Origin of the sequence: Gelidibacter mesophilus DSM 14095 (genome assembly GCF_000423005.1) — a bacterium.
Lineage (GTDB): Bacteria > Bacteroidota > Bacteroidia > Flavobacteriales > Flavobacteriaceae > Gelidibacter > Gelidibacter mesophilus.
On record NZ_AUHD01000001.1, the window covers coordinates 504592 to 520749 of the forward strand.

Below are 16158 nucleotides of genomic sequence, written 5' to 3' on the forward strand. Positions count from 1 at the left end.
CCCATATAATGCATTTGATTAGGGTTAGAGCAATCTGTATACCAGGCGGGCATAATGGACTGCTTGGGATTCTTTTTTAATACAGAGGCTTTTAGTAATCATGCATATTTTTCTTGTGAAGCAACAGAATCGTGCTGCAACATACGCCGTTGTGTGCCAGTTGCGAGCCTGCCCACTTGGGATATTCCAAGCCAACCAAATTTATCAAGAATCGATGTCAGTTGGTTTATCAGAATTTTGTACTGAGCTTCAACCACTTCCCAGAAGTATGCCATTTCAAAAGAGTCTTTTCCCAATATATTTTTGGCTTCAATATAGATATGTCTAAAGGCTTGGTCATTTTTTGAAAAGAATTTTTAATTCACTTTTTAAAGAGTCCAATTGCTGTGTTGTAGGATTTTTAAAAGATTGGTTCGTTTGTGAGAAGAGAGAACCTTTCAATAAAAAGCAAAGGATAAGGCTAAAATAGTAAATAATATAGCGTTGAGTGTACTCAAAGATAAAAACAAAACTGTTTTAAATTAAAGATGGTGTTTTGAGTTTTATTTGATTGTCAATGAGATTTTTAATAATAATGTGATAATCTGCTATTTAATTTATTGCGAGTTTATAAATGAATAATTATTTCAGCAGCTTCAAAGAATGTCGAAACTGTGCGGTTCCCAGCTTTTCACTTCAGTTTTTAAAAATTTGAATAAGAATTTCACGGATGTACCTGATTCTTTTGCTGAAATGTTGTGAGTTAAATCCTTAATCTATATCACGAATGCAACAGACTTCTAGTTAAACATGAAAAATCGTCGCTTTTTCAACACAGAGACCTAGTTCGAACTAAACACAAACGGATTTGGGATGGGATCAAAACTTCAACCTTTCTTAAATTTAGAGAGGTCCATATATAGAATATCCCACATATGACCATCTAAATCCACAATTCTTCTAATTTGCATAAATCTCTCATTGATCATGGGTGTTGGTTCCTTGCCACCTGCTTTTAATCCGTTCTCAACAATCTCATTGACTCTGGAAAGACTCTCAACCGGGAGCGTGAAATATGCCATTGTGCCATCTTTTAAATTTGGGATTGGCCTTTGGCTATAGGTTTTAAATTTTTCAGGTGACATGAGCATAACATAGATTTGATCGCTCCAAACCATACATTTCTGGTACTCGTCTGAGAATAATGGTTTTGTTGAAAATCCAAGACTAGCATAGAATTTCACTGATGTCCTAAGGTCTGTGGCCGGTAAATTGATGAGAATTTGTTCCATATTGTTAAATCAACATAAAGATAGTTTAGATTGATGACACCATACTTTTCCTAAGGCAAGAAATTTAGAGTTTGAAGACATTACGGCCAGAGCATTTCTTTATGAATAATAAAGCCATATTATGCTGTGATTACTAATGGTCGGTCTTAATTGTAAGTTTTGATTGAGCACTTTTTCATCTCTAAATTGATACTATTGGGATGATGGGTTATGTCCGAAATACAAGCCAAATATTCAAACCAATTGCGGTTTTACCAGATCTTAATTAGTCAATCACATAAGTAGTCAGCTCTTGTTCAGGGTGACCCAATGCATAATAATAATAATAATAATAATAATAATAATAAATAATAACCCTGTCATATTTACAAAAACCAATGAAGATTTCAAATAATCATTTTACAAAAATCGAGTAATTTTAATTCTGTGTTGAGATCAATTTCAAAGAATTCTAAATTTTTCAATGTAACTCGGGATTTAGCACAATACCTTTTTTATCAAGTCATTTTCTGAGGGTTGGTTTTATAATATGGTTTGAGTAAAAACTCTATTTTATTTTTTCCATGCCATAAAATTTATGGTGAAACTTAATTTTGAAATTAGAAAATCTGACACTAAGGTGTTATGAATCCTTACGCCCGATTGTGTTTTTTGAATGGGTTGAGCCTAAGTTCCACCCCTATTTGAGCGAATTGAGCTTTGTGTAGCTTAAACTTCGGTACGATATAGTTTTCAGTTTCAAATTCCTCAATATCAAGTATTTTTTACTTAGATTAAGATGCTTGGAATTACGGTTAAGACATTTAAAGACCAATTATATGAAACAAACACTTTTGACTATTGATTCATAAAGCTCTTGAGATTGAGGTTTATTTGTTTTTATTATAAGTCTTGTGTTTAATTTTTTTCTGTTCTAAAATGGCGTAAAATTTTCTCGGGGATATTTTGAGATCTTTTGTGATTTCACTCACTTTTTTCTTTCCCTTCTTGTATAATTTTAAATTCTCGTTGACTTTTTTATTGAAGAAATGATTTTCAAGTTTTTCCACAATTTGTAATTCAGTCAAATTTGAATCTTTTGCATAATTTTCAATGTCTGTTTTAATATTTGATAAATCACTCATAATTTTATTTTAATACGGTGTTATAACAAGTGTTAAGGTGTTTTATTGCAATATAATAAAACTTGGAAAAGGAGAAGAATCGGCTTGGAGATTGTTATTTGTTTTTTTACGCGATAAAGTATGACTATTCAATGATAATACTTATTACTATCTTAAAAATTGATATGGATATTCCCATTTCTACAGCTATGATTTAATTAGCCACTTTGGCGTCAATTAATATGAACCTGACGCTCTGACGAAACTTCTTAAGAGTAAAACTTAAAATAGTGTTTTAGGACTTTAAAGTTTTTAGAGTCGGTTGCGAGAATCTCTTGCCAAGTCTTAACAGTTTGTTTCTTTGAGTCAGATAAAAAAATGTTGTAATGCTTGGAATGACATACATTGAGAAAATCCAAAAAGTGTTATTATAGATTTTATTCTTAATCATATCGCTCATAATAATTAGCCAAGTTGAGAAGCACAGCACAAGTCTAATGGTGAGCAGGGTTGGGGAAAATTCCCAATGTTGAATTTTGGCGCATATCCCCAATTTAGTTAGTAAGAAGTTCCCGATAATTAAAAATTGTCAATTTGAAATAGTTCTGATAATTACACTTATTACTTATCAAGTCCAAATAGCAATTTGATTTGAATGGGAACAAAGTCAAAGTATCCGATTTCGGATATTTTAATTTTGATCTGTTACTTTAAAAAAAATGAAATCAAGCCTCTGTTCAATGTTTATTTATTCATTTTTTTTTTTTTTTTAGAAATTCAAGACATTGCCCCATTTTAAAAGAAATACTATTAAAGTTGTTGCCCCGCCACTAATCATCAATATGAAGTGCCAATAATACATCCGTGCTCCCCAGTTTTTTCGCGTTTTTTCAGTAGTTTCTTTTTTCATAAAACCTTCAAAAAATTTTATGACAAGAAAAGTGACCACTAAAAAAAGCACTATTGCTATTGCCCAAATTTTTATCAAAACTTAAATCTTTTATTGCCATTTTATACGACTTGCGTCACTTGAACTGTATCATATAATATAACCATTAAAAATACAAAACTAATTTGGAACATCCCACCTGGCGACGCTTTTTTGCTATGGGAATTTCACTGAGGAGCCTAGGTCAAACCATGGCCTATAATCCGTATTTAGGACATTCAACTCCATGAGCTTTAAAAACACGTCTTTTTTCCAAAACTTTCATATAAGAAGAATAACTTATTTAAAAGACATTTGATGAATGAGAGGAATAAGTAAAGCCGAGTCTGGACTTTATCCACGTCGTGAGTTAGCCCTCGAGGCGGTTTAGAGTCCTAGCTAAATATACTGCTGTTTTACTTTCTTTGTTTTGTGATACCTTTTCGGGAGTTCCTGCCACTACAACTTTTCCGCCTTCTTCTCCGGCACCGGGGCCTATGTCGATAACCCAATCACTTGCAGCAATGACTTGCATATCGTGTTCTACCACAATTACCGTATTGCCCGCATCCACTAATCTTGCCAGTTGAAGTTGTAGTTTCTCAACATCTGTTGGATGCAAGCCGGTTGTTGGCTCATCCAAAATATAGAGTGTAGTCCCTCGACTCAAGCGCTGTAGTTCTTTTGCAAGCTTTATCCGTTGAGCTTCCCCACCGGAAAGTTCCGTAGCAGGTTGGCCCAAGCGTAAATAGCCCAAACCAACTTCTTGCAACACCTTAAGCGGACGGATGACGCGATCTTCTTGTTCGAAAAATTCAGCTGCTTCATTGACGGTCATCCCAAGAACTTGGGCAATGTTTTTTTCACGATAGGTAACTTCCAAAGTTTCTGGATTATAACGCGTGCCTTCACAAACAGGGCAGGGTGCATACACACTTGGCAAAAACAAAAGCTCAACCATTACAAAGCCTTCGCCTTCACAATTAGGACAGCGGCCATTTCCTACATTAAATGAAAACCGACCAGCCCTATAATGGCGTGATTTCGCCAATTTTGTTGATGCAAATAATTTTCGTACCACATCAAATAAGCCCGTATATGTTGCCAAGTTGGAGCGTGGGGTCCTGCCAATTGGCTTCTGATTGACCACAACCATACGTTTTATGTTTTCTGAGCCTGCAGTTATTTCACCACCTATGGTTTCTACGACGTCTTCTTGTAAATGATCTTCATCCTCTTCTTCTTTTTCGGAAGAATGGCTGTTTCCAAGTTGAGTGGACATCAACTCTACTAAAACCTGACTTACCAAACTACTTTTACCCGAGCCAGAAATACCAGTAACACTGGTCAATACGCCTAAAGGAAAAGATGCCTGAAGCTTGCTTAAATTGTTTCTGGTAACGCCGCTTAAACTGAGCCATCCCGAAGGTTTCCTCGGTTCAGGTTTTTTGAATGGGAGCGAATTAAAAAAATGTTCTCTAGTTTTAGATCTTAAAATATTTTTTAAACCAGCGGGCGGACCACTATATAAAATTTCTCCGCCGCCTTCACCAGCATCAGGACCTACATCCACTAACCAATCGGCATGACGAATCACATCCATTTCATGCTCCACAACAAAAAGCGAATTCCCGCAAGCTTTCAATCGATCCAGTGTTTTAAGCAATGCTTCGGTATCAGCGGGATGCAATCCTGCCGAAGGTTCATCTAAGACATACACAACCCCAAATAAATTACTACGCACCTGAGTCGCCAGTCTTAAACGCTGATGTTCGCCAGGGGATAGGGTAGGCGTACTACGTTCCAAAGATAAATAGCCCAGTCCCAATTCCAATAAAATGTCAACTCTTGCCACAAGATCTTCGGCAATCCGTTGTGCCACAATGCCTTTTTCAGTAGATTTCCCCCCAAATTTGGCCAAGTTTGGAGCTGAACCATCATTATAAGGAGAAAAAATGGAACGTAATTTTTTTAATGGCAATCTTGAAATATCAGCAATGTCATAACCGGCAAAAGTCACGGATAGCGATTCTGGGCGTAAACGTTTCCCGTGGCAGGTAGGACATTCACTGCTCAGCATATATTTTGACACGCGTTTTTTCATCATGGCGCTTTGCGTATTAGCAAACGTGTGCAATACTAGGTTTTTGGCACCTGTATACGTTCCCATATAACTTGGTTCCCGCTTTTCTTTGATGGCAATTTGCACATCATTCTTATCAAGATTTCGATATACAGGCACTTTTGGTTTGTCGTCTGTAAATAAAATCCAGTCGCGGTCTTTTTTCGGAAGCTCTTTCCAAGGCACGTCCACATCATATTGTAAAGTGACTAAAATGTCACGAAGATTTTTTCCCTGCCATGCTTTTGGCCAAGAATCTACAGCGCCTTCCCGAATAGTCAGGCTGTCATCCAAAACCATGCTTTTTTCTGTGACTTCGTAAATTCTACCAAGACCATGGCAGGTGGGGCAGACGCCTTCCGGGGTGTTGGTTGAAAATGAATCGGCATATAACAAAGGTTGATGAGGTGGATAATCGCCAGCACGTGAATATAACATCCGCAACAAATTCGACAAAGTGGTTACGGAGCCCACTGAAGATCGGGTAGTACCTGAACCGCGTTGCTGCTGCAATGCCACTGCGGGTGGAAGACCTTCAATCTCGTCAACTTCAGGAATTGGCATTTGATGAAAAAGTCGCCGTGCATATGGCGATACGGATTCAAGATACCGCCGTTGGGCTTCAGCATATAAGGTGCCAAAAGCAAGGGACGATTTCCCGGAACCAGAAATTCCTGTAAAAACTACCAGAGCATCACGTGGAATTTCCAAAGATATATTTTTAAGATTATGTTGTCGTGCGCCTCGAATAGAAACGAAGCCATTATTTTGGGATGTATTCTCAATAGGTTTATTCATAGGCACAAATTAAGCAAAAACTACACCAAGAACGATTGATAACACTTTTAATTTTGAAGTTTATAAAGACATCTGTTCCAAAAGATTTGCTTTTAATTTTTATTGGCAACATAGTATGAGCATTGGCCTGATTTTGCCTTTGTCCAATTGTCCGATAAGGATTTTAAGGTAATCCCATATCAAATACTGTCATTTTCTTCTTTTACCAAAATTTTAGCGCTGCCAGCGTAATATAAGTCTATAAGTTTATCCTCACTTTTTAAGGTCGTATCAATCGCTTTTCTGTAGGTTGTTACACGTGACGATATTCCATCAGGCATTAAATAGATTTCGTTTTGTCTATTTTTGATAAATGAAATATATTTTTTTAAATAGCGAACGCAAAAAAGACTTGCGTAAACTGTCATTTTCTATTTCTTGTTTTATTGTTTCCTTCCATTTTTTAAAAGCTATTTCTCGAGTTGTATTTTTAATTTGCGTTTTATAGGATTAGCGTTTTCGGTTAATTTGAAAGTCTTATCAAGTTTATTGATGCAATCACCGTTTCTATCCAATTTTAAATCGATCCATAACCAAATTCTGTTTTAGGCGAATTTTTAAAACATCGGGTTCAAAATGAAACCCGTGCAACATCTCCCTTTAAAATTACCCAGCATTTTTGACACAAAAAAAGCACCAACAAATGCTAGTGCTTACTTATTATAAAATAAAAAAATTCTAAGATTCTGAGCTTTTCACCACTCCTAGGGTATACAACTGATCCATCGTTGGGGTTTCACTACCGCCTTCTGGTTCTAAGGTAATCCCGAAGGCTTCACTTTCATTAGCGTTTGCTATGGTAAATATTTTGTTATCGTCCGTATTGAAATCGTCAATGGTACCCAAACTTGTTGGTGTCAAAGGGTCCAGTTTTAACGACCAAACTTGATACACTTTGCCAGCGGGGGCTTCAGGAAGACCTTGGGCATCTAAATAGATACTGTTGTCTTTCTTGTTCCAATAGACCTTGGCATAGGTATTCGCAAATTCTCCCTGCCCACCCAAAGGCACAACAATAATGTTCTTGTCGCGTAAAACGTTCAGGAAATTTTTGGTAGCTTCAAGATCTGTTTTCGAATTTGCAATCTGCTCTTCGAGATTGTTTTTTTCAATTTGCGTATCTACAAGTCTAGTTTCCAACTCTTGGTTTTGGTTTAAGGTCCAGAACAACGCTGCCCCAATAAGAATTGCTGCTGCCCATCCAGTATAGGTGAGCCAATTATATTTAGGTTTGGCAATGGAAATTACTTTGGGTTCAGTAGCCGTATCTGATCCATTAGGTTTTAATTTCTGTCTTATGGACTCAAACAATCTGGCATTGGTGTTGCGAGAGGTGGTGGCAGTTAACTTAATAATGGCAGCTTCAATTTCTAATACTTCATGAAGAATTTCCGGATGTTTGCGCATATGCTCGTAAACCTCTTTATTTTCATTTTCAGAGAGCGCACCAGCGACGTAGAGTTCTAAAATTCCAGAGTCTATATAAGCGGTTATATCCATGTTATTTGAGTACAATAGTTCTTAATTCCTTAATGCAGTTTCTGTTCCGGGTTTTGATGGTGCCAATAGGCATATCAAGAGTTTCAGAGGCTTCCTTTTGGGTGTATCCCTTAAAGTATAAAAGTTCAATAACCTCAATACATTTCTTAGCAAGCTGGCTCACAAATTTCTTAATACCAATGGCATCGGTTTGTTCATCTAAGTTATCACTGTGTTGCAAGATATCTACGAAATATTCAGCGGCGAGGTTTTTTTTGGAATTCTTAAAAGCCTTAGATCGGGTTTTATCAATGGCCGCATTTCTGGCAATGTTCAAAATCCAAGTGAAAAAACGGCCTTTTTCTGCAGAGTAACTGCTGGCATTGTTCCAAGCTTTTATAAAAACACCCTGCATGATTTCTTCCGCAATATCATGATCTCTCACGATGTTGTAAATAACACCATGCATGCTATCACTATACATCGTGTAGAGCTCTTCAAAAGCCTTTTCGTCTTTTTCTTGAAATTTCGAAATCAATAGTTCTAATTGCATATGCCTTTTTTTATGGTGGCTTTTAAAGATGGTAAAATAATAAAAAAATCAAAAAAAGCCGCTTTTTAGAGCGACTTGTTTATGTTATTTGTCTAACGTAAAAGGTCTTATTGAATAATTCCTCCACAACTTATGCGTCCTCCAGCATCACCTGTTGGTTGTGTTGTGAAATCATCAACGCCATCGTGCACTATAATTGCTTTTCCTACAATGTCTTTGTCGGTATCACCGCAACCAATACACCATTCGTCAGTAGTAATTGTAATGGTTCCATTCCCATTGGAATCTGCCGTGAAATTCCCGATATCACCTTTATGGTAGCCTTCAGGACTTCCCCATTTACCGTGGGGTTGATTGGTTGGATTCCAGTGGCCTCCTGACGATGTACCATCAGCTGCTGAGCAATCTGCTTTTTCATGGAGATGAATGGCATGCTCACCTTCAGTAAGTCCGCTAAGTACCGCAACCATAGTAACAACACCATCTTCTTCAGTAAAAACAGCATTGCCTTTCACATTGCTGTCGCTTTTTGGTTCTAATTCTACTTGCATTTTTTTAACCTCCTTTTTTGGGGTTTCCATAGGCATTTCGTCTTTCATTTCTTCTACCGTAGATTCCTTTTTCTCATTTTTACAAGAGGTGGTTAGAGTCAATGCGAAAACTGCAAGCCCTATAAATGATAATCGTTTCATGATTAATTGTTTTAGTGGTTAATTATTAAAATTACTGCTAATTTGGCTGAATATTACTATTAGTTCTAAAAAATATTTATCAACGCAGTAAACTCCTATTGATAATGGGTTTAAAATTAATTTTTATTGAGCGTTTGGCATGACTTATATCATATTTTTTTTACCTTATTTAGAATACATTTGACCAAAATTTAATCAAATCGTACGCATGAAAAGGTCTTTAATTGATAAGTACAATGTGGCAGGACCGCGATATACAAGTTATCCAACGGTGCCCTACTGGGACGACAGTACATTTTGCATGAAGGCATGGAAAGAATCGCTTTATAGAACATTTGAAGAGAGTAATGCCGAAGAAGGCATCAGTATCTATATTCATTTGCCATTTTGCGAGAGTCTGTGCACGTTTTGTGGTTGTCATAAGAGAATTACAAAGCAACATAGTGTTGAAATTCCGTATATAAATGCTTTGGTGAAGGAGTGGGATTTGTATTGTGATCTATTGCCCTCACGACCAAAGATCAAAGAGCTGCATTTGGGTGGTGGGACGCCAACATTTTTTTCGCCAGTACATTTAAATCTGCTTATCAATAGCTTGTTAAGACGGGCAACCTTAGCCGAAGACTATGAGTTTAGCTTTGAGGGCCATCCTAATAACACTACGGAACAGCATTTGCAAACCTTTTATGATCTCGGTTTTAGACGGGTGAGTTATGGCGTTCAGGATTATAATGAAGTGGTGCAAAAGGCCATTCATAGAATCCAGCCTTATGAAAATGTCAAACGGGTTACGGAACAGGCCAAAGCCATTGGATATACGTCTGTGAGCCACGATATTATATTTGGGCTGCCATTTCAAACAGAGGCGCACGTTAAAGAAACTATTGCAAAGACCAAATCTTTAAAACCAGACAGAATCGCTTTTTATAGCTATGCGCATGTGCCATGGATCAAAGGAAATGGACAACGCGGATTTAATGAAAGTAATTTGCCTTCAGGAGAAGCCAAGCGTCAACAGTATGAATTGGGCAAAATCTTGCTTGCTGAAGCGGGCTACCATGAAATTGGAATGGATCATTTTGCTCTAGAATCGGATTCGCTTTACCAAGCTATGGACAATACATCTTTGCACCGTAATTTTATGGGATACACAGCTTCAAAAACTAAGGCAATGATTGGATTGGGGGTGTCATCTATAAGTGATAGTTGGTACGGTTTTTCGCAAAACGTGAAGAGTATTGAGGACTATTACCATTTGGTGGATGAAGGGATTATTCCAGTGGTTAAAGGTCATATCCTCAATGCCGAAGATTTGATCATCAGGCAGCACATCCTAAATTTAATGTGTCAATTCCAAACCTCTTGGAATGACGATCGGCTGTATTTTGACGAATTACCAGAAGTTTTAAAAGATTTGGAAGAAATGGAAAATGATGGTTTAGTAATGAGCAATGCCACACAATTGATCCTCACGGAAAAAGGCAAACCCTTTGTAAGGAATATTTGTATGGCTTTCGACTTGCTATTAAAACGAAAGCAACCACAAACCCGATTGTTCTCAATGACCGTATAGGGGTAATGTATAACCTTAGTGATCCGTTTGGTTCCTTTGCTTAAATCCTCATATTTTAAAATAATAGCACTAAAAAAATAACATCATGAATAAAATAATTGTACCAGTAGATTTTTCAATATATTCAGAGTATGCGCTTGAGGCGGCGGCTATATTGGCTAGAAAAAATGATGCTGAAATATTGGCATTACATATGTTGGAAATGTCCGATTCTATTTTGACGGCATCCAATGATGGTCCAAAACCAAAAATTGTATTTTTTCTAAAACTTGCGCAACAACGCTTTGAAGAGTTTTTGACCAGGGATTATCTTGAAGGCGTGAAAATTACGCCTATTGTCAAACATTCCAAAGTGTTTAGTGAGGTGAGTGTCGTGGCTGAAGAGCATCAAGCAGATTTAATAGTGATGGGTTCCCATGGTGTGAGTGGCTTTACTGAGGTTTTTGTTGGGTCAAACACTGAAAAAGTTGTACGTCATTCTGATCTTCCGGTATTGGTCATAAAGCAAAAGCCAACCAATCTTAGTTTTGAAAATGTCGTTTTTGCATCTGATTTCTCTGAAAAGAGTGTGGACGTTTATCAACGGGCATTAAAAACTCTAGGTGAAGGTGCCAATATCCATTTGTTATACGTGAATGTTCCGGGTGAGAACTTTAAGAGTACTACGGAAATGGAACAAAATGTAGCTAACTTTTTAATGAAGGCGGAAGGGAATATGAACAATTTAAATAAGGTCCATTATGTGTCAGATTATTCCATTCAGAAAGGAATTATGAATTTTTCGAATCTTTTTGGTGCCGATCTCATTGTGATGCCAACCCATGGTAGAAAAGGTTTGGCGCATTTTTTTGAAGGAAGTATTTCTGAAGATATGGCCAACCGAGCAAACTTGCCAGTCCTGACCCTTAAAATTTAATGAAGGAGAAGGGTAGGACGACGACACCCCTAAAACAGTTCTGTTAAATAGGACAAAAATATCCGATATATGATAATTGTCATATTTTAACTAAATTTAACGAACTAATTTTGAACCATAAACAAATATAACATGAAATCACTACCATTTTTAAAAACAATATCACTGCTGTCCTTATTATTAATGTTCAGCTGTTTTAAAGAAAAGAAAACCGAATATGCTTCAACCGAAGAGATTCCTGTCAATCGCGAGATGATTGCAGAACTAACCGCACCGCCACATGTACCGGCGCCGGTAGGGAAGCGTAAAGCGAAAAAGCTCATCGTGAAGATGGAAATTCTTGAAGCTGAAGGTGAAATTTCAAATGGGGTTCGTTATGTTTATTGGACGTTTGGAGGTTCAGTTCCAGGAAGTTTTATTAGAGCTAGAGTGGGCGATGAAATTGAATTCCATTTGCAAAATCACCCAGATAATAAGTTGCCTCATAATATTGATTTACATGCGGTCAATGGGCCAGGTGGAGGTGCAGAATCTTCTTTTGTAGCTCCAGGTCACGAAAAGGTCTTTTCCTTTAAGGTATTAGCTCCTGGATTGTTCGTTTACCATTGTGCCACTGCGCCTGTAGGAATGCATATTGCAAACGGGATGTATGGTCTTATTTTGATAGAGCCAGAAGGCGGTTTACCTCCAGTAGATAAAGAATACTATGTGATGCAAGGTGATTTTTATACAGCAGGTCCAAATGGTGAGCGTGGTTTACAGGCTTTTGACATGCAAAAAGCTGTGGATGAAAAAGCGGATTATGTCGTGTTTAACGGAAGTGTTGGTGCATTGACCGGTGACGGAGCCTTAACTGCTAAAGTGGGCGAGACCGTAAGACTTTTTGTTGGTAATGGCGGTCCTGGATTGGTGTCATCTTTCCACGTGATTGGTGAAATATTTGATAAGGTTCACGTTGAAGGTGGGGAACTTGTAAATAGCAACGTCCAAACCACATTGATTCCTGCCGGTGGTGCAGCCATGGTAGAATTTAAGGTAGATGTTCCTGGATCTTATGTTTTGGTGGATCACTCTATATTTAGAGCGTTCAATAAAGGTGCTTTAGGTCTGTTGAATGTTACTGGTGAAGAAAATGAAAAAATCTACTCAGGAGAGCAAATGGATAATATTTACCTTCCAGAAGGACCAGGAATCCAAAAAATGCCAACTACAGATGAGATTAAAGAATCTGATGTTCCTGCAAAATCGTTTGATGAGCAAATGAAGTTTGGAAAACAGATTTACGGTCAAACATGTATTGCTTGTCACCAAGCAGAAGGACAAGGGATCGCCAATGCATTCCCTCCTTTGGCAAATTCAGATTATTTAAATGCGGATGTTGATAGAGCTATTGAAGCAGTACTTTACGGATTAAGTGGAGAGATTACTGTCAATGGTAATAAATACAACAGTATCATGACCGCACAAATGATTTCGCAAGAAGAAGTTGCCAATGTATTGACTTATGTTTATAATAGCTGGGGCAATAATAAAACGGTGGTGACCACTGAAATGGTAAAGAAAGTGAAATCTAAAAAATAGAGTCTCAAAATTGTGATCGAAGTCAAAATTGATTACTCTTAGAAACTAGAAATTGTTAATATAAAACCCAATTATGCGTACCAATATCTTCAGATTGTCGTTTGTTTTGATCTTAATACACACAATTAGTTATGGACAGTCTGAAGGTATGGCACGTATCGATGGAGCCCGTTACATCCCTTTATACGGAAGGGATTCTACTGTAGTTGAAGTCAAGGATTTTGATTTGGATGTTTATCCAGTGACCAATAAAGAGTATATGGCGTTTGTTGCGAAATATCCAGAATGGCAAAAATCAAACGCCAAAAAAATATTCGCTGACAAGATGTATCTCAGAAATTGGAAAAATGATCTTGAAATCAATGATGACGCCAATTTAAACAGTCCAGTGACTTATATCAGTTGGTTTGCGGCCAAGGCGTATTGCGACTGTCAGGGTAAACGTTTGCCGACTATGGACGAATGGGAATATGCCGCCATGTCTGATGAAACCGTTAAAGATGCCCGTATCAAAAAATCATATAACGAACAGATCCTGTCATGGTACGAAGCACCAAGATCCAATGAAAATCTGATTGGTGAAAATCCTAAGAATTTCTGGGGCGTTTATGACTTGCATGGTTTGGTCTGGGAATGGACTTCGGATTTTAATTCGGTGTTGATGTCAGGAGAATCAAGAAAAGATAACGAAAAAGACGACAATCTATTCTGTGGAAGCGCCTCGTTGGGTGCTACAGATTTAATGAATTACGCAGCGTTTATGCGCTACGCTTTTAGAGGAAGTATCAAGGCCAATTACGCGATAAAGAATCTCGGATTTAGATGTGCCAAGGATATTGAAATCCCATAAAAATTATGAAAAAAATAGTATTTATACTTTGTAGCCTCTTTTTTTTAGGATTGACTGCTTGTAAAAATGAAAGCCATACATCAACAGATGAGCGCGCCGTATATCAGTGTCCGATGGCATGTGAAGGCGAGAAAACGTACGATGCACCAGGAAGTTGTCCGGTTTGTAAAATGGATCTGGCAATAGTAGAACCTTCAGAAAAGAAAGCCTCAGGTGAAATATCAGAGCTTTCCATTTTTAACCTAAAATCTACTTGGACGAATCAAAACGGAGAAGATCTCCAATTTGAAGACTTAAAAGGAGATGTTCTGGTGACGGTCATGATTTATACCTCATGTAAAGCAGCGTGCCCAAGATTGGTGGCAGATATGAGAAATATTGAAGCAAAACTTACAAAAAACACCAAAGAAAACGTGAAAATGGTCCTTGTGAGCATCGACCCAAAAACGGATACTCCAGAACGTTTAAAAGCCTTTGCTGAAGAAAATGCTATGGACAAAGAGCCATGGGTGTTTCTTCGATCTTCAGAAGACAACACACGCGAATTTGCAGCAGTTGTAGCGGTGAATTATAAAAAGATCTCACCTATTGATTTTTCACATTCCAACATTATCACTGTTTTTAATGATCAAGGTGAAATGGTATTTCAACAAGAAGGCCTTGGGGTCAATTCTGACGCTACCATTCAGAACATAGAGAAAGCGGTAGCTTCTATTAAATAATTGTCATGGCTTAGGTAGTAGGTGAAATCAATAAAAAGTTCTAAAATCAGCAAAATCATGAAAAAAATTATTCTTTTGATGTGCTTCGGTACGTTAAGTCAGACTATTCTTGCACAAGAATTTGGTATCGATCTCCAGTTAAGACCACGTGTGGAATATCGGCATGGGTATAAAACCTTAGTGCCTGATGATGCCGATGCAGCCACATTTGTATCACAACGCTCCCGATTGAATTTTAATTATGGCAGTGAAAAATTAAAGGCATATATCTCTTTACAAAATGTCAGAACATGGGGAGAGGTGAGTACATTGGCTGCAAGTGATGCTAACGGAACCGCCATCCATGAAGCTTGGGCGTCGTTTAATTTGAATCCTGAATTTTCCTTTAAGATGGGGCGTCAGGAAATCATCTATGACGATTCTCGAATTTTTGGCAATGTAGATTGGGCACAAGCTGGTAGGAGCCATGATGCGTTTATAGCAACCTTTCAACCTAATTCGAAAAATCGTTTAGATCTTGGACTCGCTATAAATGAAGAAGAAGAAACGCTTTTTAAAGCCGATTATGACGTCAATAATTATAAGGCCTTTCAATATGCATGGTACCATACCAGTTTTGAGCATTTCAATCTAAGCCTTTTAGCGCTTAATACAGGATTTACCTTTGAAGAGGACGGTGAGCAAGAAGTAGATTATAACCAAACCTTAGGCGGATTTTTATCTTTTGGCAAGAACAGATTAAAGGCAGAAGCATCCCTATATTTCCAAACGGGAAAAATCGCCGATCGGCAATTGAGCGCCTATAACCTATCAGGAAATTTACATTATTCAGTAATTCCAGAATTTACTTTTGGACTTGGTGCTGAATTGCTTTCTGGTACCGACATGGATACCACTTCAGAAAAATTAAAGTCCTTTAATCCTTTATTTGGAACCAATCATAAATTCAATGGATGGATGGATTACTTTTATGTTTCAAATCATATTAATTCTGTGGGATTATTGGACATCAGTGTGCCTTTAAAATATCAGAAGGAGAAAGTAACGCTTATAATGGTGCCACATCTTTTTTCAGCTGCTGCAAATGTGGTTGACACTATGGGGAATAAACAGGACAACTATTTAGGAACTGAGATCGATTTTTCATTTGGTTATAAAATCGCAAATAACATTGATTTTCAAGTAGGCTATTCCCACATGTTTGCAACCGAAACCATGGAAGTGCTTAAAGGAGGCGATAAAAACAATACCACTAACTGGGCCTGGGCTATGTTTGTTTTCAAACCGAAACTGTTCACCCACAAAATAAATGACTAATTTCTTTTTTCAAGGACGTTTCTAAAAAGAAATATCCAATCACGACACATTAAATTATCCTTCAAGAAATCCAGTAAGATGGGCTTGAAGGATTTTTTTTGCGCTATTCCTGATGAGATCATCATGTTTTGAGCTGTTAGTGAGCTTATTATAGATGGTTTTTAGTTGTTGGACTAATTTAAACTAAAATCACAACCTTAAAGAGGATAAAATT

13 protein-coding genes are annotated in these 16158 nt (G+C 37.4%); 6 read left to right on the forward strand and 7 right to left on the reverse strand.

The window, feature by feature from the left end:
* Positions 1-866 precede the first annotated feature (866 nt).
* The 7 genes from G525_RS0102395 to G525_RS0102430 all read right to left on the reverse strand — a co-directional run bounded on the left by G525_RS0102395 (position 867) and on the right by G525_RS0102430 (position 8985).
* On the reverse strand, positions 867-1271 hold the full coding sequence (locus G525_RS0102395; RefSeq protein ID WP_027124724.1) for a VOC family protein: 405 nt from the start codon (positions 1269-1271) through the stop codon (positions 867-869).
* Positions 1272-2140: 869 nt separating this feature from the next.
* Positions 2141-2395 (reverse strand): hypothetical protein, encoded by a 255-nt coding sequence (locus G525_RS0102400; RefSeq protein WP_027124725.1) that lies wholly within the window; start codon positions 2393-2395, stop codon positions 2141-2143.
* A gap of 1277 nt (positions 2396-3672) precedes the next feature.
* Complete coding sequence (uvrA, locus tag G525_RS0102410) at positions 3673-6222, reverse strand: excinuclease ABC subunit UvrA (RefSeq protein WP_027124726.1); 2550 nt, start codon at positions 6220-6222, stop codon at positions 3673-3675.
* A 179-nt stretch (positions 6223-6401) separates the two neighbouring features.
* Entirely contained in the window at positions 6402-6542 is a 141-nt protein-coding gene (locus G525_RS22180) for a hypothetical protein (protein WP_157491860.1), read from the reverse strand.
* A 397-nt stretch (positions 6543-6939) separates the two neighbouring features.
* Positions 6940-7761, reverse strand: a complete 822-nt coding sequence (locus tag G525_RS0102420) for an anti-sigma factor (protein WP_027124728.1) — start codon at positions 7759-7761, stop codon at positions 6940-6942.
* Position 7762: 1 nt separating this feature from the next.
* Positions 7763-8293 carry an RNA polymerase sigma factor gene (locus G525_RS0102425; protein ID WP_027124729.1) on the reverse strand — a complete coding sequence of 177 codons (531 nt, stop codon included), beginning with the start codon at positions 8291-8293 and terminating at the stop codon, positions 7763-7765.
* Between the two features lie 107 nt (positions 8294-8400).
* Positions 8401-8985 carry a superoxide dismutase family protein gene (locus tag G525_RS0102430; protein WP_027124730.1) on the reverse strand — a complete coding sequence of 195 codons (585 nt, stop codon included), beginning with the start codon at positions 8983-8985 and terminating at the stop codon, positions 8401-8403.
* 208 nt (positions 8986-9193) lie between these two features.
* Between G525_RS0102430 and hemN the strand changes: the two genes are divergently transcribed.
* From hemN to G525_RS0102460, 6 genes are all read left to right on the forward strand, one after another.
* Positions 9194-10558, forward strand: coding sequence for an oxygen-independent coproporphyrinogen III oxidase (hemN, locus tag G525_RS0102435; RefSeq protein ID WP_027124731.1), 1365 nt, complete (start codon positions 9194-9196; stop codon positions 10556-10558).
* Between the two features lie 85 nt (positions 10559-10643).
* Positions 10644-11474 (forward strand): universal stress protein, encoded by an 831-nt coding sequence (locus G525_RS0102440; RefSeq protein ID WP_027124732.1) that lies wholly within the window; start codon positions 10644-10646, stop codon positions 11472-11474.
* 132 nt (positions 11475-11606) lie between these two features.
* Entirely contained in the window at positions 11607-13055 is a 1449-nt protein-coding gene (gene nirK, locus G525_RS0102445) for a copper-containing nitrite reductase (protein ID WP_027124733.1), read from the forward strand.
* Between the two features lie 73 nt (positions 13056-13128).
* Positions 13129-13905 (forward strand): formylglycine-generating enzyme family protein, encoded by a 777-nt coding sequence (locus G525_RS0102450; RefSeq protein ID WP_027124734.1) that lies wholly within the window; start codon positions 13129-13131, stop codon positions 13903-13905.
* 5 nt (positions 13906-13910) lie between these two features.
* On the forward strand, positions 13911-14627 hold the full coding sequence (locus G525_RS0102455; protein WP_027124735.1) for an SCO family protein: 717 nt from the start codon (positions 13911-13913) through the stop codon (positions 14625-14627).
* A gap of 57 nt (positions 14628-14684) precedes the next feature.
* Positions 14685-15944 carry an alginate export family protein gene (locus G525_RS0102460; protein ID WP_027124736.1) on the forward strand — a complete coding sequence of 420 codons (1260 nt, stop codon included), beginning with the start codon at positions 14685-14687 and terminating at the stop codon, positions 15942-15944.
* Positions 15945-16158 lie beyond the last annotated feature (214 nt).